The sequence below is a fragment of the Lysinibacillus sp. ZYM-1 genome (genome assembly GCF_001308875.1).
Lineage (GTDB): Bacteria > Bacillota > Bacilli > Bacillales_A > Planococcaceae > Lysinibacillus.
On record NZ_KQ465122.1, the window covers coordinates 39,405 to 62,873 of the forward strand.

General features: G+C 37.8%; 21 protein-coding genes, 1 pseudogene and 1 riboswitch. Of the genes and pseudogenes, 14 read left to right on the top strand and 8 right to left on the bottom strand.

Annotation, left to right across the window (positions count from 1 at the left end):
* Positions 1-18: 18 nt before the first annotated feature.
* The 3 genes and pseudogenes from AO843_RS14310 (at position 19) to AO843_RS14320 (ending at position 2,906) form a co-directional block, all read left to right on the top strand.
* Positions 19-1,203 (top strand): aminotransferase, encoded by a 1,185-nt coding sequence (locus AO843_RS14310; protein WP_054611771.1) that lies wholly within the window; start codon positions 19-21, stop codon positions 1,201-1,203.
* Between the two features lie 31 nt (positions 1,204-1,234).
* Positions 1,235-2,489: pseudogene (locus AO843_RS14315) on the top strand (MFS transporter).
* A gap of 18 nt (positions 2,490-2,507) precedes the next feature.
* Positions 2,508-2,906, top strand: a complete 399-nt coding sequence (locus AO843_RS14320; RefSeq protein WP_054611772.1) for an acyl-CoA thioesterase — start codon at positions 2,508-2,510, stop codon at positions 2,904-2,906.
* A 391-nt stretch (positions 2,907-3,297) separates the two neighbouring features.
* Here AO843_RS14320 and AO843_RS14325 read toward each other — a convergent pair whose 3' ends face one another.
* Positions 3,298-3,894, bottom strand: a complete 597-nt coding sequence (locus tag AO843_RS14325; protein ID WP_054611773.1) for an SCO family protein — start codon at positions 3,892-3,894, stop codon at positions 3,298-3,300.
* A 584-nt stretch (positions 3,895-4,478) separates the two neighbouring features.
* Here AO843_RS14325 and AO843_RS14330 point away from each other — a divergent pair.
* The 5 genes from AO843_RS14330 to AO843_RS24855 all read left to right on the top strand — a co-directional run bounded on the left by AO843_RS14330 (position 4,479) and on the right by AO843_RS24855 (position 9,000).
* Entirely contained in the window at positions 4,479-4,814 is a 336-nt protein-coding gene (locus AO843_RS14330; protein WP_054611774.1) for a DUF485 domain-containing protein, read from the top strand.
* Positions 4,815-4,816: 2 nt separating this feature from the next.
* On the top strand, positions 4,817-6,370 hold the full coding sequence (locus AO843_RS14335; RefSeq protein ID WP_054611775.1) for a solute symporter family protein: 1,554 nt from the start codon (positions 4,817-4,819) through the stop codon (positions 6,368-6,370).
* 481 nt (positions 6,371-6,851) lie between these two features.
* Positions 6,852-7,190 carry a DUF485 domain-containing protein gene (locus tag AO843_RS14340; protein ID WP_054611776.1) on the top strand — a complete coding sequence of 113 codons (339 nt, stop codon included), beginning with the start codon at positions 6,852-6,854 and terminating at the stop codon, positions 7,188-7,190.
* Positions 7,191-7,198: 8 nt separating this feature from the next.
* Positions 7,199-8,743 carry a solute symporter family protein gene (locus tag AO843_RS14345; protein WP_054611825.1) on the top strand — a complete coding sequence of 515 codons (1,545 nt, stop codon included), beginning with the start codon at positions 7,199-7,201 and terminating at the stop codon, positions 8,741-8,743.
* An 89-nt stretch (positions 8,744-8,832) separates the two neighbouring features.
* Positions 8,833-9,000, top strand: coding sequence for a hypothetical protein (locus AO843_RS24855; protein WP_197278930.1), 168 nt, complete (start codon positions 8,833-8,835; stop codon positions 8,998-9,000).
* Positions 9,001-9,046: 46 nt separating this feature from the next.
* Here AO843_RS24855 and AO843_RS14350 read toward each other — a convergent pair whose 3' ends face one another.
* The 7 genes from AO843_RS14350 to parE all read right to left on the bottom strand — a co-directional run bounded on the left by AO843_RS14350 (position 9,047) and on the right by parE (position 17,366).
* Positions 9,047-9,796, bottom strand: a complete 750-nt coding sequence (locus AO843_RS14350) for a TatD family hydrolase (protein WP_054611777.1) — start codon at positions 9,794-9,796, stop codon at positions 9,047-9,049.
* Positions 9,786-10,535, bottom strand: a complete 750-nt coding sequence (locus AO843_RS14355) for an ABC transporter ATP-binding protein (protein ID WP_054611778.1) — start codon at positions 10,533-10,535, stop codon at positions 9,786-9,788. Before AO843_RS14355 ends, AO843_RS14350 begins: the two co-directional genes overlap by 11 nt.
* Positions 10,510-11,280 carry an ABC transporter permease gene (locus tag AO843_RS14360; RefSeq protein WP_054611779.1) on the bottom strand — a complete coding sequence of 257 codons (771 nt, stop codon included), beginning with the start codon at positions 11,278-11,280 and terminating at the stop codon, positions 10,510-10,512. The genes AO843_RS14355 and AO843_RS14360 overlap by 26 nt, the downstream gene beginning before the upstream one ends.
* Positions 11,277-11,570, bottom strand: coding sequence for a thiamine-binding protein (locus tag AO843_RS14365; protein ID WP_054611780.1), 294 nt, complete (start codon positions 11,568-11,570; stop codon positions 11,277-11,279). Before AO843_RS14365 ends, AO843_RS14360 begins: the two co-directional genes overlap by 4 nt.
* A gap of 1 nt (position 11,571) precedes the next feature.
* A complete protein-coding gene (locus tag AO843_RS14370) occupies positions 11,572-12,567 on the bottom strand; it encodes an ABC transporter substrate-binding protein (RefSeq protein ID WP_054611781.1) in 996 nt (331 codons plus the stop codon).
* A gap of 156 nt (positions 12,568-12,723) precedes the next feature.
* Positions 12,724-12,834, bottom strand: a riboswitch (TPP riboswitch).
* A gap of 120 nt (positions 12,835-12,954) precedes the next feature.
* Complete coding sequence (parC, locus tag AO843_RS14375; protein WP_054611782.1) at positions 12,955-15,393, bottom strand: DNA topoisomerase IV subunit A; 2,439 nt, start codon at positions 15,391-15,393, stop codon at positions 12,955-12,957.
* Complete coding sequence (gene parE, locus AO843_RS14380; protein ID WP_054611783.1) at positions 15,390-17,366, bottom strand: DNA topoisomerase IV subunit B; 1,977 nt, start codon at positions 17,364-17,366, stop codon at positions 15,390-15,392. Before parE ends, parC begins: the two co-directional genes overlap by 4 nt.
* A 543-nt stretch (positions 17,367-17,909) precedes the next feature.
* Between parE and plsY the strand changes: the two genes are divergently transcribed.
* From plsY to AO843_RS14410, 6 genes are all read left to right on the top strand, one after another.
* Positions 17,910-18,512 (top strand): glycerol-3-phosphate 1-O-acyltransferase PlsY, encoded by a 603-nt coding sequence (gene plsY, locus AO843_RS14385; protein WP_054611784.1) that lies wholly within the window; start codon positions 17,910-17,912, stop codon positions 18,510-18,512.
* A gap of 19 nt (positions 18,513-18,531) precedes the next feature.
* Entirely contained in the window at positions 18,532-18,822 is a 291-nt protein-coding gene (locus AO843_RS14390) for a HesB/YadR/YfhF family protein (RefSeq protein ID WP_054611785.1), read from the top strand.
* A gap of 144 nt (positions 18,823-18,966) precedes the next feature.
* Positions 18,967-20,511 carry a spore germination protein gene (locus tag AO843_RS14395; protein WP_054611786.1) on the top strand — a complete coding sequence of 515 codons (1,545 nt, stop codon included), beginning with the start codon at positions 18,967-18,969 and terminating at the stop codon, positions 20,509-20,511.
* Between the two features lie 27 nt (positions 20,512-20,538).
* Positions 20,539-21,738: a Ger(x)C family spore germination protein gene (locus AO843_RS14400; protein ID WP_054611787.1), complete on the top strand. Its 1,200-nt coding sequence runs from the start codon at positions 20,539-20,541 to the stop codon at positions 21,736-21,738.
* A 4-nt stretch (positions 21,739-21,742) separates the two neighbouring features.
* Positions 21,743-21,976 (top strand): hypothetical protein, encoded by a 234-nt coding sequence (locus AO843_RS14405; protein WP_036126116.1) that lies wholly within the window; start codon positions 21,743-21,745, stop codon positions 21,974-21,976.
* A gap of 34 nt (positions 21,977-22,010) precedes the next feature.
* Entirely contained in the window at positions 22,011-23,468 is a 1,458-nt protein-coding gene (locus tag AO843_RS14410; RefSeq protein WP_054611788.1) for a GerAB/ArcD/ProY family transporter, read from the top strand.
* Position 23,469 lies beyond the last annotated feature (1 nt).

Sequence of the window (23,469 nt, forward strand, 5' to 3'; positions counted from 1 at the left end):
GAATGGTGATTTTAAACTATGAATACCAAAGGTTTTGACCCCAAAAATTTTTTAGCAAATCGTATTCAAACAATAAAGCCATCAGGTATACGACGCTTTTTCGATTTAGCTTATCAAATGGACAATGTTATATCTCTGGGAGTAGGTGAGCCTGATTACGTAACTCCATTAAATTTTCGTGAAGCAAGCATTTTATCACTAGAGAAAGGTTATACCGCTTATTCTCCTAATGCAGGGCTTATTCAACTCCGAAAAGAAATTTCTGATTATTTATACAATAAATTTAATGCCAAATATTCAGTCGAAAATGAAATTTTAGTAACTGTAGGATCTTCTGAAGCCCTTGATATTGCTATAAGAACTATCGTTAACCCTGGTGATGAAATAATAGTGATAGAACCTAGCTATGTATCGTACTCTCCAATTATTGAAATGGCGGGTGGAAAAGTAGTGACTATCCAAGCATTGGCTAATTTTGATTTTAAGCTCCAACCAGAGCAATTAGAAAAAGTTATAACAGATAAAACAAAAGGAATAATCATTTGCTCACCTAATAATCCCACTGGAACTGTCTTAAATAGGAGAGACCTTGAAAAAATAGCTGAGGTAATAGTAAAGCATAATCTACTGGTACTTTCGGATGAAATTTATTCAGAAATTACTTATGATGAATCCTTTACAAGCATGGTTTCCATCCCAGGTATGCAGGAAAGGACCATTTTAATGAATGGATTTTCAAAAGGTTTTGCTATGACAGGATGGAGATTAGGATTTGCTTGTGGACCATCAGAAATTATTCAAGGAATGTTGAAGGTACATCAATATTCCATAATGTGCGCTCCTACAATGTCTCAATTTGCAGCAATAGAAGCTTTAAAAAATGGTCAGGAGCAAGTTAGAAAAATGGTGCAAAGTTATAACGACCGTAGAAATTATATTGTTAATGAATTCAATGAAATGGGACTTTCATGCCATTTACCAGGAGGAGCTTTTTATGTATTCCCAGACATTTCATCTACAGGCTTATCAAGCGAAGAATTTGCTGAAAAACTACTAATAGATGAACAAGTTGCTGTGGTACCAGGTTCAGTATTCGGTAAAGGTGGTGAAGGGTATATAAGATGTAGTTATGTTACTCGTTTTGAACTGTTACAAGAAGCCATGCAACGAATTAAAAGATTCATAGATAAGGATATTTTATAAAGTATTTATACAACAGAAAAGAAGTGAAAATATGAAATTGAAAATTCATTATGCGTGGATAATTGTACTAGTTATATTTATAAACCTATTAGCTGTTCAAGGTGTTCGTTTATCATTTGGTGCATTTATAGAGCCATGGGAAAATGACTTTCAATTGGACCGAGGAACAATTTCACTTATCTCAACAATTAGCTTTATTGTTTATGGGGTATCTCAACCATTTATCGGAACATTAGTTGATAAGTTTGGTCCACGTTTAATACTTTCATTAAGTACTATTCTAGTGGCAATTAGCTTTTTATTGATGGCTTTTGTTAATAATTTTTGGCAATTATTGATTATTTATGGACTTTTTTTATCAGCTGGAGTTGGAGGAGCATCAAATGTAGCTGCAACTGTAATTGTTACAAACTGGTTTCATAAAAAACGGGGACTTGCTTTAGCAATAGTAGAAACTGGGTTTGGTGCAGGGCAAATGATACTTGTACCAGGGTCTCTTGCTTTAATACATTGGATTGGTTGGAAAGGAACTGTTAGTGTATTAGGCTTAATTTTGTTCATAGTAATCTTTCCTATAGTCTTGTTTTTAATACGAAATACCCCTGAAGATAAAGAGCTGGAACGTATAGGAGGCCATAGTAATAAAGAAGTTACAAATATTAATAAGAAAAAAAGCAACACATTCTCTAATTGGGAAGTTTATCGAAAAAAACAATTTTGGTTCATTATTTTACCTTTCGCAATTTGTGGTTTTACTACTACAGGATTAATGGACACTCACTTAATCCCTATTCCAGTTATGCGGTTTTTCAACAAGCATAACTGGAATAGCAGTCAGTGTTTTGGCCGCATTTAATATAATTGGAATATTAATATCAGGAGTTATAGCAGATCGATGGAGTAGTCGTAAGTTTCTAATTGTATTATATATAATCCGGCCACTTTCTCTTCTAATACTTTTAGATAATAGTAATCCTTATCTATTCATAATATTTGCTATGATTTTTGGTTTAGTTGATTTTGCAACTGTAGCTCCTACTCAATTATTAGCAACCCAACATTTTAAAAACTATTCAATAGGTTTTATTATAGGCTGGCTATTTCTTAGTCATCAAATAGGATCTGCATTAGGGGCATATGTTCCAGGTCTAATGTATAATTTCCATGCCAATTATAATTCTTCTTTTTATCTATCGATAATTATTTTATTAATTGGTGCAACTTTCACCTTTTTACTTCCTGAGCAAAAGACTCTGGAGGAAAAAGTCCGGGGTACTATTCAATAATTTAAAACGAGTGGTAATATGTTAGAAACTAATTTGAATGTTCGCTTTAATGACTGTGATTCTTTAGGACATGTTAACAATTCTGTTTATTTTACTTATTTTGAAGAAGCAAGAAAGAGACTATTTCAGATTTTCAATCATAATTTGAGTATAAAATCGTGGAACCTTATTGTTGCATCGACTAATTGCTATTTTCTTCAGGAAATTGGATATGCTCAAAAAATTAAAGTATATACATGGGTTAGCCGAATTGGTAAATCTAGCTTTGATGTAGAACATTCAATTGAGGATGAAAATAAAAATTGTATTGCTCGTGGAAAGGCTGTTTTAGTTAATTTTAATTTTGAGGATAAGAAATCTATACCTATAAATAATGAGATTAGAGAGGAATTATTAAAACACATTAGTTTAAAATAAAAAGACAGACATAAGCACAATTAACTAAGAGTGCTTATGTCTGTCTAATATGCTTATTGTAAAGAGATACTTCAAATTTTTTAGTTAGTAATTACGAAATCTGCAATGCTTAAGGGGGATTTCAAAAAATCGATCATAACCTACATCTGTACTTAAAATAAAACGTCTAAAAGTTCTTGTCCGAAAAAAATAAAAGTGTCTAAAAATTCTTGTCCATATACAAAAAGCACAGATATTTATAATGGGTAGTTGACGTATCCAAGCCCTCCTCCACGCCAAATAATTTTAGTTTACATAATATAAATTATAGGAAGTTGTGTTTCATTGAAAAGTATACTAATAATAGTGAGACGAAATAACAAAAAAAGCAGAAGTCACATGGACCTCTGCGTTATTTGCTTTCCTTAATTAGTGCCTTCATGTCTCCAACAATTGTATCAACTGGTACGTTAGTGGCACCATCATAATCTTTAACAACTGTGCCGTCTGCATTTACTAAATAATAGCTCGACATATGTATTACTTGGTCTGAGTTAGGATCATTTTTAACTAGTGAATTAAATGATTTTTTTGCAAATTGTTCAATGAACTTTTGTTGATAGCCTGTTAACAGCTGCCATTTGCTATCATCTACAACGTTATACGTTTTTAAGTAATTCGTTAATACCTCAGGCTTATCCACTTCTGGATCTACACTGAATGCGACAATTTGATAATCTTCAAGTCCTTCATCCTGTAGTGCTTGCTGGACCTCAGTCATATTAAATGTCATCGGTGGACAAATTGTTGTACAGTTTGTAAATATGAACATGGCCAACCACGGTTTACCTTTTAAATTATCCAGGCTTACTTGCTCATTTTTTTGGTTTGTTACATTGAAATCTTGAACCTCGATATTTAACGTTGGTTCAAATTTGTAACTTCCACAAGCAGCTAACAAGCTACTTAACGCCAGAATGAAAACTAGCGCTATACTTTTTCTTTTCATAGTAGTGCCCCACTTCCCTTCATTTCATCACCTTATTTTATTCATTCTAGGAGGTAAATACAAGATAATGGACTTACGCAAGCATTGCTTTTTGTGTAAGATGTGAACATTTACTGTTTATGGTATTTTGCCACACTATATTTTTTAATTCGTGAATTTTTCATAAAAATTTTTCCGTATCATTTTTTATGATTTTCGTTATTTCCCAAGATAGCAGGTGTTTGTTATATAACAATGATTTTTTATTTTATTCCTTTTCTATAAATTTAATAGCACAATAATAAAATGCAGAATATTCTCTTTCAAGATTATTTTTTCTCCCACATTCCTCATTATCAGTTATAAACTATTTCAAAAATATTATTCTCACAGATATTCAATTTCTCTTTTATGCTAATTATTTCTAACAAATCCTTGTTATTTCTATATTATTTCCTCAACTTATATTTAACTAAAAATTATAAAAACTCAAAATTTAGTATTGCATTATAGGATTATCCCTCATAAAATAAGTGAATATAGCGATGAATGGAAAAGCAATATATCGCTTAAAACAGAAATATATAACTTTAGGGGGAATAATTTTGGCTAACGTTTCAAACAAAAAACAGGCGCCGTCAATTGATTATGATGCAATTGAAGCCATGGAATCGTTTAATAGCTTTGTTAGAAAGAAAAATATCTTTCTTTTCTCGATTACTGCAGTGTTTTTAATTCTCTATATTTTGCTACCAATCCTTGCTTTTCAACCTGTACTACAACAAAAAATCTTCGGAAATATTACGGGTGTTTGGGTTTATTCAGCAGGATTATTTGTGATGACGATCGTGCTCTGTACAGTATATGTAAAAAAAGCTGCTTCATTCGATAAAGCTGCAGCTGATGTATTAGCAGAGTATCATGCGAAAGGCGGAAAATAAGTATGAACATAGTATCCATAGGTTTCTTCGTAGCAATTGTTGGCTTAACACTTGTTGTTACATATATTGCGGCAAAACGTACATCCTCTGCAGCTGATTTTTATACAGCTGGTGGTGGTTTGAAGGGTTGGCAAAATGGTTTTGCGATTGCAGGTGACTATTTATCCGCAGCCGCATTTTTAGGAGTTTCTGGTGCCATTGCTTTAACAGGTTTTGATGGTTTCTTCTTCTCTGTTGGTTATGTAGTGGCGAATTTAGTTCTTTTATACGTTATTGCAGAGCCAATGCGTAATTTAGGTCGCTATACACTAGCTGACATGTTAACGGCTCGTTTTAATGAAAAGCGAATTCGAGGTGTCGCTGCATCAGGCACCATTATTATTGTTATTCTTTATATGATTGCACAATTAGTAGGTGCTGGTGCACTAATTAAGCTATTATTCGGCATTGAATATTGGGTTGCGGTGTTAATTGTCGGGGTTATGATGACTACCTATGTATTATTCGGTGGAATGACAGCAACATCTTGGGTACAGATTATCAAAGCAAGTCTATTATTATTCGGGACAGGCTTATTAGCTACATTAGTATTAGTGAAGTTTGATTTCTCTCTATTGAAAATGTTCGATACGATTGCCGTGGATCATGGGGAGGAATTCCTTGTACCAGGAATTAAATACACAAGTACCATCGATTCTGTATCTATGATGATGGCTTTAGTTTTAGGAACATCAGGTTTACCACATATTTTAATGCGCTTTTTTACTGTAAAGGATGCCAAAACGGCACGTTCTTCTATTTCATGGACAACTTGGATTACAGCTATTTTCTTCTCATTAACAATTTTTTTAGGCTTTGGTGCATTAAACTTTGTAGGTCTTGATCAAATTTTAGCTGAAAGTAAGGCTGGTAACACGGCTGCTCCACTTCTAGCGCATTATTTAGGTGGAGATGTGTTGATGGCATTTATAGGTGCTGTAGCCTTTGCGACAATTTTAGCAGTTGTTTCTGGCTTAGTATTGACAGGTGCCTCGGCAATTTCTCACGATATTTATGGAGAAATTATTAAGGATGGAAAATTAACGGAAAAGCAACAGGTAGTAGCTGCCCGTACAGGCTCTATCTCGATAGCGATTGTCTCAATTATTTTAGCGTTATTTGCGCAAAGCTTAAATGTTTCGTTCCTAGTGTCATTTGCATTTTGCATCGGTGCCTCAGCAAATTTACCTGTGATCCTTTATACAATTTATTGGAAGAAGTTCAATTCTACAGGTGCTGTAGCAGCCATGGTAACTGGATTAGTATCCTGTTTAATCTTAGGAGCCATGGGACCAAATGTATGGAGTCCTGTTGAAGGTGCAGCTATCTTTGTTGGTAAGCCGCTTGTACCACTGGCTGTTCCAGCTATTATTACAATTCCATTAGGCTTTATTGCAGGCTATTTGGGCTCTGTACTTTCCTCTAGTAAAGTTCCCAAAGAAGAGGCAGAACGTATTTATAAAGAAATTCGTGTGAAATCGAATACTGGTGTCTCTGTATCTGATATTTCACATTAATTTTTATGCAACTCATGCATAATGAATTGTAATTCAAAATGAGCAAAAAAATAGGCAAAAAATTCGATTTTTGGTCGAGTTTTTCGCCTTTTTTGTTATTCGTTATCTACTAATTTACTTATCTAACAATATTATTTGACTTCCAAAAAACAGAAAAAAACCATTTTTCACTAAGTAAATAGTGTTTAAATTTGGATAAAAAAACAAGATATTTTTGTAAATTTACCCCTCTATTATTGTCAAGAATCTAGATTTCTCTTTGCTTCATTTATTTATCTGAATTTTCTAAAACCCTTTATATTCTTGACTTTGGAGGATTTTTTCTCTTCCAAGACTATTTTCTGAAAAATTTTTTTTACATAATTTTTCTGAAATGTATTGCAATTTTGTGAACTCTTTCATAAAATGAAAATGTGAATTCACTAAACTAGCAAAATCAAGTCTTGAGGCAGAAAAAATATACACAAAATGGGGAATGTTAATGGCAAACAATCAAGCAAAAAAAGGTGTCGTGATTGACTATGATGCAATTGCAAACCAAGAATCGTTTAAGTCTCTTGTACGAAGAAAGAACTCTTTTCTTTGGTCTATTACTGCCATATTTTTAATGGCCTACATGTTGTTACCAATTCTGACATCGTACACAACAATTCTACATCAAAAGGCATTTGGGGAAATTACTTTTGTGTGGATCTATTCCGCAGGGCTATTCATCATGACATGGGGGTTATGTCATTTATATGTAGCTAAAGCAAATAACTTTGACAGAGAAGCAAAAGCGATTATCGCAGAATACGAGAACGGAGGTGGCCGCCGATGAGTAACGGAATGAGTTTTACAGCCATATTCTTCTTCGTAGCCATTGTTGGTTTAACATTAGTTATCACATGGTGGGCATCTAAACGTACATCTTCTGCAAGTGACTTCTATACAGCTGGTGGTGGCTTAACAGGCTGGCAAAATGGACTAGCTATCGCAGGGGACTATTTATCAGCAGCCTCTTTCTTAGGGATTGCAGGTGCAGTAGCACTATTTGGATTTGACGGATTCTTCTTCTCTATTGGTTATTTAGTAGCTTACTTAGTGGTATTATATATCGTTGCTGAGCCATTACGTAACCTTGGGAAGTTCACATTAGCTGACATGATTACAGCACGTTTCAATAACTCAAAAGTACGTGGAACAGCTGCTTTAAGCACTATTACAATTGTTTTATTCTACATGATTGCACAACTAGTTGGTGCAGGAGCACTTATTCAATTACTTTTAGGAATCGACTACTGGATAGCTGTATTAATCGTAGGTTTCATGATGACAACTTACGTATTATTCGGTGGTATGACAGCAACTTCTTGGGTACAAATTATTAAAGCTTGTCTTTTAATGATAGGTACTGTTATTATCTCATTCTTAGTATTAAAAGAGTTCGGCTTCAGTATTGCAACAATGTTTAAAGAGATGACTACAGCGACTGAAAGTGGCGCTGCTTATTTAAACCCAGGTCTAAAATATACAAATGGACTTGACACAATCTCAATGTTAATTGCATTAGTATTAGGTACTGCGGGTCTTCCACATATCTTAATGCGCTTCTTCACAGTAAAAGATGCAAAAACTGCTCGTTCATCTGTTATTTGGGCTACTTGGATTGTAGGTATTTTCTACGTTTTAACAATTTTCTTAGGTTTCGGTGCAGCAGCATTCGTTGGAAAAGAAGATATTATTGCGGCGAACGCTGCTGGTAATATGGCTGCCCCACTTCTTGCAGAAGCACTTGGTGGCGACATTCTATTCTCATTCGTTTGTGCAGTAGCATTCGCAACAATTTTAGCGGTAGTAGCAGGTCTTGTACTTTCAGGTGCATCTGCCCTATCCCATGATATTTATGGTCAAATTATTAAAAAGGGTAAAATTACAGAAAAAGAACAAGTTCTTGCAGCTCGTATCGGTTCGATTACAATCGCTGTAATTTCTATTCTATTAGCACTTGGTGCACAAACATTAAACGTTGCGTTCTTAGTATCTTTAGCATTCTGTATTGCAGGTTCTGCTAACCTTCCAGTTATTATCTACACAATTTATTGGAAACGCTTTAATACAGCTGGTGCTGTTACAGCAATGTTAACAGGTTTAATTTCTGCATTAGTATTAGTAGCTATGTCACCTAACGTATGGAATCCGATTGAAGGCAAGGCGATTTTCGTTGGTGAACCGTTAATTTTCTTAACGAACCCAGCCTTAATCTCTGTACCACTAGGTTTCCTTGGTGGATTCATCGGTACGTTACTATCTAAAGAAACTGATGATGCAAAATATCGTGAAGTTGACGTTAAGGCAAACACAGGTATTTCTGTACAGGACGTATCTCACTAAAATATTTTATAAACCTCGTGAGTTCTTGCTTACGAGGTTTTACTTTTTCTTCCGTTTTCGCTACTATATTGTTAAAAGGAGGGAAAATAATGGCTCAATCAAAGGCGAAAAAGAAGCGAATGCATATTAAACGGACTGTTGGTAAGGATGTGGAGAAAAATCGTCAATCTAGTTCCTTCAGTACACATGAACGTACCACCAAAACAAAGAATGAGAAAATGGAACACGACTTCACTAAACATAAAAAGCAGTATTAGGATGACTAATTCATATCCTATACTGCTTTTTTTATATCGATCCTTCCTATAGCTGATAGAAAGTTTTTGTATTCTGCGTAATAATTTGAGCCGCTTCCTGTATGGACAACCCCTTAATGGACGCAATCACCTCAAGCGTCGAATGCATCATCCACGGAGACGTACGTTTATTTGTAAAAGGTCCTTCAAACGGCCACGGACCATCTGTTTCTACCATCATCAGTTCGATTGGGTAAACTTGAATTAACTGCTGAATCTCCTCTTCATACAAAGCATCAGGTGTTATGGAGATAAAATAACCTTGCTGGATCATGCGTTTCACAACGGTCACATCCCCTTTAAACCAATGAAAATGAGCCTGACGATGCCGATGCTTTTCAAGCAAATCGCATACGATGGTAGCGTCCTCATACACAGCATGCAAAACAATCGGTTTCTTAAGTTCTTTCGCCAATACGATAAAACGTTCTAATAAAGCCTCATATGGACGAACATCTAAGGCTTGTTCTTGCCTTAAATAATAAGGTAAACCAACCTCACCTACCGCCACCATGTCATCTTTATGAGAACGAATCCAATCAAATAAAGCATTTTCTTCGATTTGACTTGGTAAAGGTTGTTCAGGATGGAAACCAAAAGCTGCCTTCACTTTTGGATAGGTCTTCGCTATATCCAATGTTCTTTGACAAGAGGACAGCTGCATGCTCACCGCAATCAATGTCTCCACTTCTTCCAATAAAGACGGTATCTCTCCATCCTTATACTGATCTAAATGGATATGAGCATCAATCAACATACATATCCCCCTTTTCTTCCTGTAAATACTTAAATAACTGTTGTTTCAAGGCTGTGAATGTGGCCGAATGACGAATTTCCTCTTTACGTGGTCGCTCAAACGGCACAATGATTTCTTTTTTCACAGTTGCAGGGCGTTTCGATAAAACAAGTATACGATCCGCTAAAAAGAGTGCTTCTTCAATACTATGTGTGACAAATAAAATGGATTTTCGATACTCCTCCCAAATGGATAAAAGCCATGCCTGCATTTCCAGTCTTGTAAATTCATCCAGCGCAGAAAATGGTTCATCCAGACATAAAATGGGCTTGTCGCTGACAATGGCACGAATAAATGATACTCGCTGCTGCATCCCACCGGATAGCTCATTTGGATAGACCTGCATAAAGGATGCAAGCCCAACCTTCTCTAACCACCCCTTCGCACGTTCAAAGTTAGGTTTTTGCTGTAATTCCTCCACAATCGTCACATTCTCGATAACGGTACGCCATGGCAGTAAACAAGGCTGCTGTGGCATATAGCCAATCGTTCCTCTTTTTTGCTGAATATCCTCCCCATTTAATAATATGGCCCCTTGATCAATCGACGAGACGCCACCAATTAATTGAAAAAGGGTGCTCTTCCCACTGCCGGATGGGCCCACTATGGCCACAAACTCCCCATCTTTGACATCAAAGGATAAATTGTCCAGTACCTGTAAACTGTCAAAGGACTTAGCGATGTTTTGAATGCTGAGCATAACCTCTCCCCTTTACCGTAAATTTTTCAATCAAGCGAATACTACTAAACAACAATAAGCTTAACAAGACAATCGCAAAAATTGCTACAAACACTCGATCCGTACGGAAGGAAGATTGTGCTAAAGTCATGTAAACACCTATTCCCTTTTTGGCACCAAGCCATTCTGCAATAACAGCGCCCATTACGCTGTAGGTAGCAGCAATTTTTACACCTGAGAAAATAGCTGGATAGGCATGTGGCCATTCTAGCTTCCAAAACGTTTGTGCCTTTGTTGCACCAATCATTTCAAAATAATGCTTTAGCTCGGGTGCTGTTTGACGAAAGCCGTCCATTGCCGCAATGACGATGGGGAAAAAGCACACTAGACAAATAATGATAAGCTTTGGTAATAAGCCAAAGCCAAACCAAATAATTAGCAGCGGTGCTAATACAAGAATCGGAATATTTTGCGACATAATTAGAATCGGATAAAACAACTCCCGAATGAATGTAAAACGATGCAAAACAATCGCCATCGATAGACCACAACCAACCCCAATGGCAAGTCCTAGCAAAGCTAACTGCACTGTAGCTAGGGCATGTGGCAAGAATGTCTGATAAGATTGTAAGCCTTCTACTAAAATAATGCTTGGTGCTGGTAGGAGCCAAGGAGGAACATCCGCTATATGCACAACAAGCTCCCATATGAATAAGAGGAAGGCGATAAAAATTATCGTCCTTCCCTTTTGTAATGCGCGTTTCATGATTGATATTTCTCCGTTAAAGTATCCATCGTAATGCCTTTAGGTTGATATAAAATTTTCACTTGTGTAATGACATTAATGGCACCCATCTCGATCATCTTGACATTCATTTTTTCAATGATTTGAAGCAGCATTGTGAGCTCACCTTCCATCGTCGTTTCAAGTGGATGCACCTCATATTTCACACCAGATGCATCAATGACAGAAATTGCCGCATCAACATAAGGAATTACATCCTCATATTTTTCTGTTTTCGGAATGATTTGGACACTGACTAATGAATTTGCCATTTTAATTGGCCTCCTTTTTCGGTAAGTAATCATTTGTAAAGGCCTGTTTAGCATCAAATTCGCCCTCTAATACCTTGTTGCTAGACATCCACTTTGCATAGTTTTCCCACACAGAAAGTTTTTGCTCTCCCCATTGTTTAGCATCATCCTGATACTTATCTGCCAACCACTCTTGACTTTTATGCACTAACTCTTTATCTAAATCTGGAGCAGCTTCGATTAGAATATCAGCCGCTTCACTCGGGTTATTTATTGCATATTCATAGCCCTTCGATGTAGCTGCAACAAAGGCTTTGACTACGTCTGGATTATTTTGAATCATTTTTTCATTCGTTGCTAGAAGCGGTGTATAGTAATCTAACTGATCACTGTAGTCCGTTAAATACAGCATATTAACCTTTTCTCCACGAAGCTCTGCCTCAATACCTGTCCATGCATAATAAATCCAAGCAAAGTCGATATCCTTTTTCATCATCGTGAAGAAATCTAAATCCCCTGCATTAACGATATCTAATTTATTGATATCGGCATTTTCAGTTTGCATTAATGATTGTAATACGGCTTGTTCAAGCGGCGCTCCCCAACCACCATAAGTTTTTCCTTCAAAATCTTTTGGTGATGTAATGCCTTTTGCAGCAATAGAAGCAAAGCCAGATGTATTATGCTGAATAATAGCCGCGATAGAGACCAGCGGCACATCTTGTACACGCGCCTGTGTAATGCCTTCCTGATAGCTCACGCCAAACTCTGCCTTTCCAGAAGCAACAAGCTGATCTGCGCCCGCCTCACCAGGCATAATAATATCAACATCTAAGCCCTGTTCCTCAAAATAACCGAGTTTTTTTGCGACATACAGTCCTGTATGATTCGTATTCGGTGTCCAATCCAGTACCACAGACACCTTTTTCAGCTTGTCAGTTGACTGCTTGTCCTCCTTGTCACTACAGCCCACTAAAGTCAAAAGTGCTGCCAATAGAATAAATAACCATTTTTTCATGCTAGGTCCTCCCAGTTTGTAATATGAAAGTGTTCATGAATGAATGTCGTCACCAGAAGAAAGCGTAATATACAGTTGATAAGATAGTGCTTGGAAAACAAAAAAACGCCTAGGATTCCTCCCAGACGTATTGCAATCAATCTCCAAAAACTTTTGCTTTTTTGAATAGATGTTCCCTACGCTGGTACGAGCCAAATCAGGTTCAAAGGGTCAGTGTCTATCGGACACAATCTCAGCTAGCCATTACTAGCCCCCCTACATTCTTTCGCTATGAACTTTTCGATGATTATTATACCCATAGTTGATGTAAATTGACAAGGTGCTATTTTCGGATAGTCGTTCCACTCAAATAAATAGCCCAGTCTCTTAAGAGAGCTGGGCATGATTTTAGCTTGGTTTTTGTTCTTTTTTGGCCGTTAAGACATGTGAAATGGCCCCATCTGTTGCAATATCCACTTTAAACGAACCATTGGAATGGCGATCAGCGCGCGTCAGTGCTTGGACATCAATGACCTCTTGCACGCCTTTTTCGGTTTCAATAACAACCTGCTCATCGTCTGCTGCTTGAATAACAGCGACAATTCGATGAGGATTTGCTTTTAATTCTGTTAAGACTTTAAGGCCGCGTTTGGCACGGCTCGCGATTTCTACCTCAGCAACATTCATTTTCTTCACAGCCCCGCGCTGTGTCACAATAACGACATATTGCGTTTCATCTGGTTGTAGTACATTGACTCCAACTAATGCTTCCCCATCTTTTAGCGTTATACCTTTCACACCGCCCGTTTTCACACCGGTTACTGGTAATTCCTCGATTGGGAAACGAATCGCATACGCTGTATCAGTTGTTAATAGGAGTTCCACATCATCGGTCATAAACGATGCATAGATCATGGCATCGCCAGCTTTAACATTCATTGTTTTAATAGGCTTCGAATAACGTGTCACCGCATAATCTGCGAGTGGTGAACGTTTAATTTGTCCATCTTTCGTAGCCGTAAAGATATACGTATTTGGCTGTTCGAATGTTTCGAAGCCATAAACAGCAATAATCGACTCATCTTCACCTGTTGGCACGATACTAGAGATATGCTGACCGAGATCCTTCCAACGAATATCAGGCAGTTCGTGGACAGGCTGATAAATATAATTCCCGCGATTTGTAAACAGTAATAGATGGTGTTGCGTATTCAAGTTTGCTTCATACAATAAGTAATCGGAATCCTTCATCGCAAAATCTTGACCATTGGAAGCGGCATGAGATCGTGTAGATGTGCGTTTAATATAGCCATCTTTCGTAACCGTCACAACAACCTCTTCACTTGGGACAAGAAGATCTAATGTAATTTTAATTTCCTCAATTTCTTGCTCTATTTTCGAGCGACGTGGCTCTGTGAAGCGTTTTTTAATATCTAGTAATTCTTGTTTAATGACGCGCACAAGCTTGGCCTCACTTTGCAGAATTCCCTCTAGCTTGGCAATCAATGTGTTTAAATCATCTTGTTCTTGACGAAGTTCAGTAATATCGGTATTTGTTAAACGGTATAATTGCAAGCTCACAATTGCCTCTGCTTGTACCTCGGTAAAATCGAACTTCGCTTGTAAATTCTGCTTGGCATCCTTCTTATCGTTAGAAGAACGAATTGTAGCAATGACTTCGTCTAAAATAGATAACGCTTTAATTAATCCTTCTACGATATGTGAGCGATCCTTTGCCTTTTGTAAATCATAGATAGAACGGTTTGTAACCACTTCTTTTTGGTGCGTAATATAGGCATCCAGCAATAATGGCAATGTCATCATCGTTGGGCGACGATTATGAATCGCAATCATATTAAAATTGTAAGCTACCTGTAAATCTGTTGTTTTGAATAAGTATTGTAGAATCCCTTGTCCAGGTACATCTTTTTTCAGCTCGATCACGACACGTAACCCCGTACGGTCTGATTCATCCCGAATTTCAGCAATCCCTTCTAGACGTTTATCTACACGCTGCTCATCAATTTTTTTCACAAGATTCGCTTTATTCACATCATATGGTAATTCTGTAACAACAATCTGCTCTTTGCCACCCTTGATAGATTCCACCACAGCTTGCGCACGTACTATAATTTTACCGCGCCCTGTTTCATATGCTTTTTTAATGCCATCCACACCTTGAATAATACCGCCTGTTGGGAAATCTGGACCTTTGATTACTGTCATCAATTCATCCACTGTCGCAGTAGGCTTGTCTAAGCGCATCAATACAGCATCCAGCACTTCATCTAACGCATGAGGTGGAATATCTGTCGCATAACCCGCTGAAATCCCTGTAGAGCCGTTTACTAATAGATTAGGGAAACGAGCTGGTAAAACAGTTGGCTCCATATCTTGATCATCAAAGTTTGGCACGAATTCAACCGTTTTCTTACCAATATCTCGTAGCATTTCAGCAGCAATCGCAGACAGTCTTGCCTCTGTATAACGCATGGCAGCAGGAGGATCTCCATCTACCGAACCGTTGTTCCCATGCATCTCAATGAGCATATGACGGGCTTTCCAATCCTGACTCATCCGCACCATCGCTTCATAGACAGAGCTATCTCCATGCGGATGGTAATTACCGATTACGTTTCCGACTGTTTTAGCTGATTTACGGAACGGTTTATCATTTGTATTACCTTCCGTAAACATCGCATATAAAATACGACGCTGTACTGGTTTAAGACCGTCACGTGCATCTGGCAACGCGCGGTCTTGAATAATATATTTACTATAGCGACCAAAGCGGTCACCCATTACTTCTTCTAAAGGTAAATCTTGAAACTTTTCTGTACTACTCATGCTTGGTCCTCCTCTTGTTGGATGAATTCATTTTCTAAAATGTTGGCATCATCCTCCATGCCGAAGTCTACATTGGCTTCGATCCATTTACGACGTGGCTCTACTTTATCGCCCATTAACGTCGTGACACGTCTCTCTGCACGTGCACCATCCTCGATTGTGACACGAATCAATGTCCGTGTGTCAGGGTTCATCGTTGTATCCCATAGCTGGTCTGCATTCATCTCACCAAGACCTTTATAGCGCTGTAATATGTAACCCTTTCCAACTTTTTTGATGGCACTTTGTAAATCGTTTTCTGTCCAAGCATATTCGATTACTTCTTTTTTTCCTGTACCTTTAGAAACCTTATACAATGGTGGTAACGCTATAAAGACTTTGCCTGCCTCGATAAGCGGACGCATATAACGATAGAAGAACGTTAATAGCAGTACTTGAATATGGGCGCCATCCGTATCGGCATCGGTCATAATGACCACTTTATTGTAGGCTGAATCATCTACAGCAAAATCCGTACCAACTCCAGCCCCAATCGCATGAATAATGGTTGAAATTTCTTCGTTTTTCATAATATCTTGTAGCTTGGCTTTTTCCGTGTTAATGACTTTCCCGCGAAGTGGTAATATCGCTTGGAATGTACGATCTCGACCTTGTTTCGCAGAACCACCCGCTGAATCACCTTCGACTAGGTATAATTCATTTTTGGCCGCATTACGTGACTGTGCAGGCGTTAATTTTCCAGACAGAATGGTACTACCTTTTTTGTTTTTCTTACCATTTCGTGCGTCCTCACGCGCTTTACGAGCCGCTTCACGCACTTGTTGCGCACGAATCGCTTTACGCACAAGAGAGGCCGACAATTCAGCATTTTCCTCTAGCACATACAAAATTTGCTCAGACACCACGCTATCTACTGCAGAACGAGCCTCACTTGTACCAAGCTTGCCCTTTGTTTGTCCTTCAAATTGTAGTAAATGCTCTGGAATACGGACAGAAACGATAGCAGCTAGGCCTTCGCGAATATCTGTTCCTTCTAGGTTTTTATCCTTGTCCTTTAATAAACCAATTTTCCTTGCATATTCATTAAAGACACGCGTCAACGCTGCTTTTGCACCTGTTTCATGTGTCCCACCATCACGTGTACGTACATTATTAACAAACGACAAAATCGTTTCAGAATAACCATCGTTATATTGGAAGGCAAACTCTACTTCAATATCGTCTTGAATCCCTTCAACATATTTTACAGGATGAAGAACATCTTTCTCTTCATTCAAATACGCAACGAAAGCTTCAATGCCGTTCTCATAAAAGAACTCATCACTTTTGCCTTCCTCGCGCTCATCGATTAATTCAATTTTTAAGCCCTTTAATAAAAAAGCTGACTCCCGTAAACGTTCTGCTAACGTATCATAATTGAATTTTGTGACAGAAAAGATCGTTTCATCTGGTAGGAAATGGACAAGCGTACCTGTCTGCTTTGTTTGACCAATTTCTTCAAGTGTTGTCACTGGATGTCCACCATGTTCGAAACGCTGGCGATATTTCTTACCATCACGATGGATGGTTACCTCTAAAAATGTTGATAGCGCATTTACGACAGAGGAACCTACACCGTGCAAACCACCACTCGTTTTATAACCGCCCTGTCCAAACTTACCACCAGCGTGTAAGACGGTAAAAATAATTTCAGGGGTAGGTTTACCCATCTTATGCATACCTGTTGGCATTCCACGACCGAAGTCACGTACGCTAAGACTCTGGTCTTTATGAATCTTGACAATAATATGAGATCCAAAGCCAGCCAATGCTTCATCCACCGCATTATCGACGATTTCATACACAAGGTGATGAAGTCCACGGCCATCTGTCGAACCGATATACATGCCTGGTCGTTTGCGCACCGCTTCTAATCCTTCTAATACTTGTATAGCGTCATCATTATAGACGCTAGGTGACTGTTTATTCGTCAAAAAAATTCCCCTCCAAAAAACAAACGCATGTTCTATTTATGTTCTCATCCTAATAATAATAGCATTTCCTGTCAATAGCTAGCGACAGGTCCAATCAAATTTTTAAAAATTGCTCACAGTTTTATGAACATAATCAATAGTAAACATCTTCAACAGTTGCTTAAAATTGGTATTTAAGCAAGACAGACTGCTACTAGTATCCGTAAACACCTGACGCATCATAGCTTATTTAGTTGCAATATACATAATTGTCTTCTGCGTCATTGTGATGTAAATGAATAAAGTTAGACTTCTATTCTACCAAAGGAATGAACGATTGACAAAATTGCCATTTTGCCTATATTTTAATAAAGGATTTTTTCGCTCCTTAAAAAAATCATGTCTAAAAGCCTATCTCCAACTTATTTAGTTTCTTTTGTATTGAATTCAAGACCCGTTGCGAAATCTCCTTCATAACATTGTAGATTAGCAAGAAAAAGTGTAAAATACTTGTTACAAACTATTAGTACCAAGTGATGGAATATGAATGAAAGGAGTCCAACTATGATCAATGGACTTATTATTTTATGTGCGTATCTAATCGGCTCTATACCTTCAGGGCTTTGGATAGGTAAAGTTTTTTATAATACCGATATTCGTGAACACGGAAGCGGTAATCTAGGGGCAACCAATACGTTCCGCACGTTAGGAAAAAAAGCAGGTATTGTTGTGACCGTGATGGATGTTTTAAAAGGTACTGCCGCTGTCTTACTGGTGGCACTTCCAGTATTCTCAGACAGTTCTATACATTCCTTATTACTAGGTCTTGTTGCTGTTATCGGCCATATGTTTCCAATCTTCGCCAATTTTCGTGGTGGGAAAGCAGTTGCCACATCAGCAGGTGTGTTATTAGGGTATTCATGGCCATTGTTTGTCTTACTCCTTATTGCTTTTATTGTGACATTGAAAATCACAAAAATCGTCAGCTTAACATCTATGATAGCCGCTTTAGTAGCACTTATTTATTCTATCGTTTATTATTTTGTTACAGGTGACTTTGCATTAAGCATCTTGGTAGCCTTATTATTTACCTTTATTATCTATCGTCACCGTGCCAATATTACACGTATTAAAGACGGCACCGAGCCAAAGGTAAAATGGCTTTAAGAAGAGAGGAGCATTCGCTATGAAAATTGCACTGACAGATGAAGCCTTACAATGGTTCAAACATGAGATGGAAGTAGAACCAGGTGACACTATTCGCTTTTATGCACGCTATGGTGGCTCTAGTCCTTTTCACGAAGGCTTTTCACTTGGCATGACACGAGAAGAGCCCATTGCCATTGGGGTAGAAACAGTCATTGATGGCATAACCTATTACATCGATGAAAAAGATCTATGGTTCTTTAACGATCACAATTTACACGTGGACGTGGATGCTAGTCAAGATGAATTACAATACGAGTATCGTACATAAAGCAGTATTTTCCTTTCAGTTTCTGAAAGGAAATACTGTTTTTTTATTTAGAAAATAGCTAGAATTTCATTTCCTTTTTCGTTTATCTCCTCACAAAGTTGTCCATTCTATAGATAATGAACACCCATTTGAGGAGGAAAACACATGTCCATATCTAACAATATCGATCCCTCCCCATCCCTTACAACGGACGATTTACTAAATACTTCCCTTGCCAAAAATATAAAAGTCATTCAAAACACACTTGGTCATAGCAATGATATTATCATACGTGAAATTACGATTGGTGAAGCTGAACCTCATCGGCTTGCCATTATTTCGATTGATGGCTTATCCGATAAAACAACGATTTCGGATTCTGTTATTGGTAAACTAATGGCCAATATTGAGGAAGAACAAGAGATTGAAATTACAACCATCAATCAATATGTGCGAAGTTCCTATTTAACTGTTGGTGATGTGATGAATATCGAGCATTTTACCCCACTTTATCATGCCATACTTAATGGTGAAACTGTCATTTTATTAGACGGCTTTGCGGAAGGCATTGTGACAAGCACGAAAAGTGCTAAGGACAGAGCTGTGGCAGAGCCATCGACCGAATCCGTTATTAGAGGACCTCGGGAGTCCTTTACTGAAACGTTGCGTACAAATACGGCGCTCATTCGCCGCAAAATAAAAAGTCCAAATCTTTGGATTAAGTCACGTGTCATTGGAGAGGTGACGCAAACAGATGTCGCTGTGATGTATATAAATGGTATCGCCAGTGACAAAATTGTAGCCGAGGTGTTAGCGCGGTTAGATCGAATTAATATCGATGGCATCTTGGAAAGTGGGTATATTGAGGATTTTATTCAAGACTCTAAAAATTCCATGTTTCCAACTATTTATAACTCCGAACGTCCAGATGTTATTGCTGGTGAATTATTAGATGGTAAAGTGGCGATTCTAGTAGATGGTACCCCCTTTGTCTTAGTGGTGCCTGCATTGTTTACATCCTTTTTACAATCAGCAGAAGACTACTATCAGCATTGGATCATTAGTTCCCTTATTCGTATCTTACGTTTCTTTGGTATTAGTTTGGCATTGGTAGCACCTTCGCTCTATGTTGCCATTACTACGTTTCATCAAGAAATGCTGCCAACGCCTATGCTCATTAGTATTGCTTCACAACGAGAAGGCGTGCCCTTCCCTGCTGTAGTCGAAGCACTTATTATGGAGCTTGCCTTTGAGATACTACGAGAGGCAGGGCTTCGAATGCCCAGAACAATCGGTCCTGCAGTGTCCATCGTGGGTACGCTAGTAATTGGCCAGGCGGCGGTAGATGCCGGTGTTGTCTCGGCTGTTATGGTTATTATCGTAGCATTAACAGCCATTTGTAGCTTTTTATTCCCTGCCTATGGTTTGTCGAATACGATTCGTGTACTTCGCTTTCCATTAATGATTTTCGCTGCCATGTTTGGTCTATTTGGCGTTATGTTTGGCATTATAATAATTATTCTTCATTTATGCAGCATTCGTTCATTTGGTGTACCGTATTTAAGCCCATTCGCGCCATTCATTATACAGGATCAAAAAGATGCTTTTTTATTGCTCCCTCGTAGAGGTTTATTAAAACGTCCTCGTTTGGTCAATCAGAAAAACGTTGTCAGAGGGCATAAATATGTTGTAAGAACAGGCAGGAAATAAAACTACTAAACAAATGAGGAATGGAATATGGCAAAAGTAAAAGCAATTTGCTTCCTATGCATCCTCACTTTACTGTTAAGTGGTTGCTGGAGTAAGCGTGAATTAAATGAATTAGCCATCGTTGTAGCGCTTGGTATAGACAAAGTAGAAGATGAGTTTGAGATTACCGTTCAAATCGTTGATCCTAGTGAGGTTTCAATGCGTCAAGCTTCCACTCAGCGCTCCCCAGTTATCAGCTATCATTCGAGAGGGGAGACGATTTTTGAGGCCATTCGCAAAATGACGAACCTTGCTGCACGGAAACCATATTTTGCCCATCTACAGGTAGTCGTTTTAGGCGAAGACCTCGCTAAGGAAGGAATCAGTGATTCATTAGATTTAATTGTGCGAGATCATGAATTTAGAAAGGATTTCGATGTCATTATGTCTCATGAAGCTACAGCTAAGGAAGTGTTAAATGTGCTAACACCCATCGAAAAAGTGCCTGCTAATAAAATCTTAAATTCCCTTACCGTTTCTGAGAAAGTTTGGGGCTCTACAATAGCTGTTAATATTGACGAATTAGTCTCTACACTTAGCAATAAGGAGAGAGGGGCATTGATTTCTGCGATTGAAGTTCATGGTGATAAACGATTAGGGATCGATCAAACGAATGTCCAACGTGTTAAAACACCTGTTTTCTTAAATTATGCCGGATTAGCCGTCTTTAAAGAAGATAAATTCGTTGGTCTACTTTCGGAGGGAGAAAGTAAAAGTGTTAGCTTCCTTAGCGATAAAATACAAAGTACAATTGAAATCGTCGCCTGTCCAAAACAAGGTACCCTCTCAACTGAAATTACGAGTTCTACAACAAAGGTAAAAGGTTCGTTTCAAAATGGGAAACCGAAAATTGATGTTCAAATAAACGTGGAGCAAAATGTGGGAGAGGTCGAATGTGAAATCAATCTATCGAAAAATAAAACGATTGATTATATCAATAAAAAAACAGCACAAGGCATCGAAGAACGTATTGAAAAAACATTAGAGAAAATACAGCAACAATACCAAGTGGATGTTTTAGGCTATGGTGATGCCCTACATCGTGCAGATGCAAAACAGTGGAAAAAAATCAAAAAGGATTGGGCAACCATCTTTCCTGATCTACCAATCCATGTTCATGTTAAAGTGACAACACAAGGTTTAGGCACAATGCAAAACTCATTATTAAAAAAGCCAAAGGAGGGATAGTGGATTGGTACTAGCAATAGCCATCTTAATCATTTCAATCATCATTGCGTTACTATATATCCCGAAACTCAAAAAGCAACAAGAGACCAAAACCATTCTTGTTTTTTCAATCCTATTACTAATTGGTACAGCGCTTAATATGGGCATTGCCCTTAAAATAAATATCCCGAGTCCTTTAGATTTTATAACCTTTATTTTTACGCCGATTAAAGATTTTATCGTTTCACTCACAAAATAGTAGACACATCGACATGTATTGGAGGGGTAGTTAAATGGAAAAAGAAATCATTAGTTCAAGACAATTTACAATCATTACATTCCTCCTTTCTATCGGTACTGCCATCTTAATCGTCCCTTCAAGTATTGCAAGCTCTAGTAAGCAAGATGCGTGGATTGCTGCAAGTATTGGTGTTGTCCTTAGTTTGCTTGTTGTGAAATTATTTTTGACGTTAGGCGACCAAACACCGACACTTAATTTTATTGAAGCAAATGAAAAACTTCTCGGGCGCTTTTTTGGGAAAATCACAGTGGTGGGCTTCCTTTCTCTTACCCTATTTGCGGGAGGAGAATTATTGTATTTTATTGGTGCTTTTATGAAAACAGAGGTAATGCCTGAGACGCCCACACTGGCATTTGCCTTGTTGTTTATTATTATAATTATGTATGCTACCTATTTAGGGTTAGAAAACTTTGCTCGTTCAGCAGAAATACTTTTCCCTATGTTTGTCTTAATTTTTATTTTCTTTGTTGTAAGTATCACCCCACAAATTAAGTTTGAAAATATACAACCGATTATGGAAGCATCCAAAACATCCATCTTATATAGTATCATCCGCTTTATAAGTGTCTTTTCTTTTTCGTTAGTTATGTTATTAATGATTTACCCTGCTAGTGTCAATGTCCAGCAATCCTCAAAGAAAGGATTTTACATAGGCATGCTTCTCGGTGGATTTGTTCTAGTAACATTGATTACTCTATCCATTTTAGTATTAGGGCCAGCTAACACGGCTTCGCGAACTTTCCCTAGTTATGCCCTAGCACAAAGAATCTCTATCGGAAATTTTTTACAGCGCATTGAAATTATCATGGCTTTTATGTGGATTGTATCCATTTTTATTCGAACGTTTATGTACTTCTATACAACTGTTGTGGGGATTGCACAAATTATGAAATTGAAGGATCATCGACCACTTATCTTACCAATGGGTATTATTATGGTCGGACTTTCGCAAATTGTTCACCCAGACATCGTCCATTCCAACATTTATAATGATGAGATTTGGCCCATTTATGCATTTGTTTGCACCATATTATTACCCATACTTCTCCTCATTGTAGCTGTTATTCGTAACCGAAAATCACAGGGGAACGAAGCCAAAACGGTAAATGGAGAAAATAAGCAAGAGAATGAGGCTAACATAGGTAATGCGGATACCAATCAACAGAAACAGGCTGATACAGGCAATTCGGATTCTAATCATCAGAGTCAGACTAATACAAACAATGCGGATTCTAATCATCAGAGTCAGACTAATACAAACAATGCGGATTCTAATCATCAAAATCAGGCTAACACGGGCAATTCGGATTCCAATCAACCGAATCAGACGAAAACAGGCAATTCGGATTCCAATCAACCGAATCAGACGAAAACAGGCAATACAGATTCTAACCAGGAGCATCAGCCAAAATCAGACAATGCGAAAACTAACCAGGAAAATCAAGAATAAC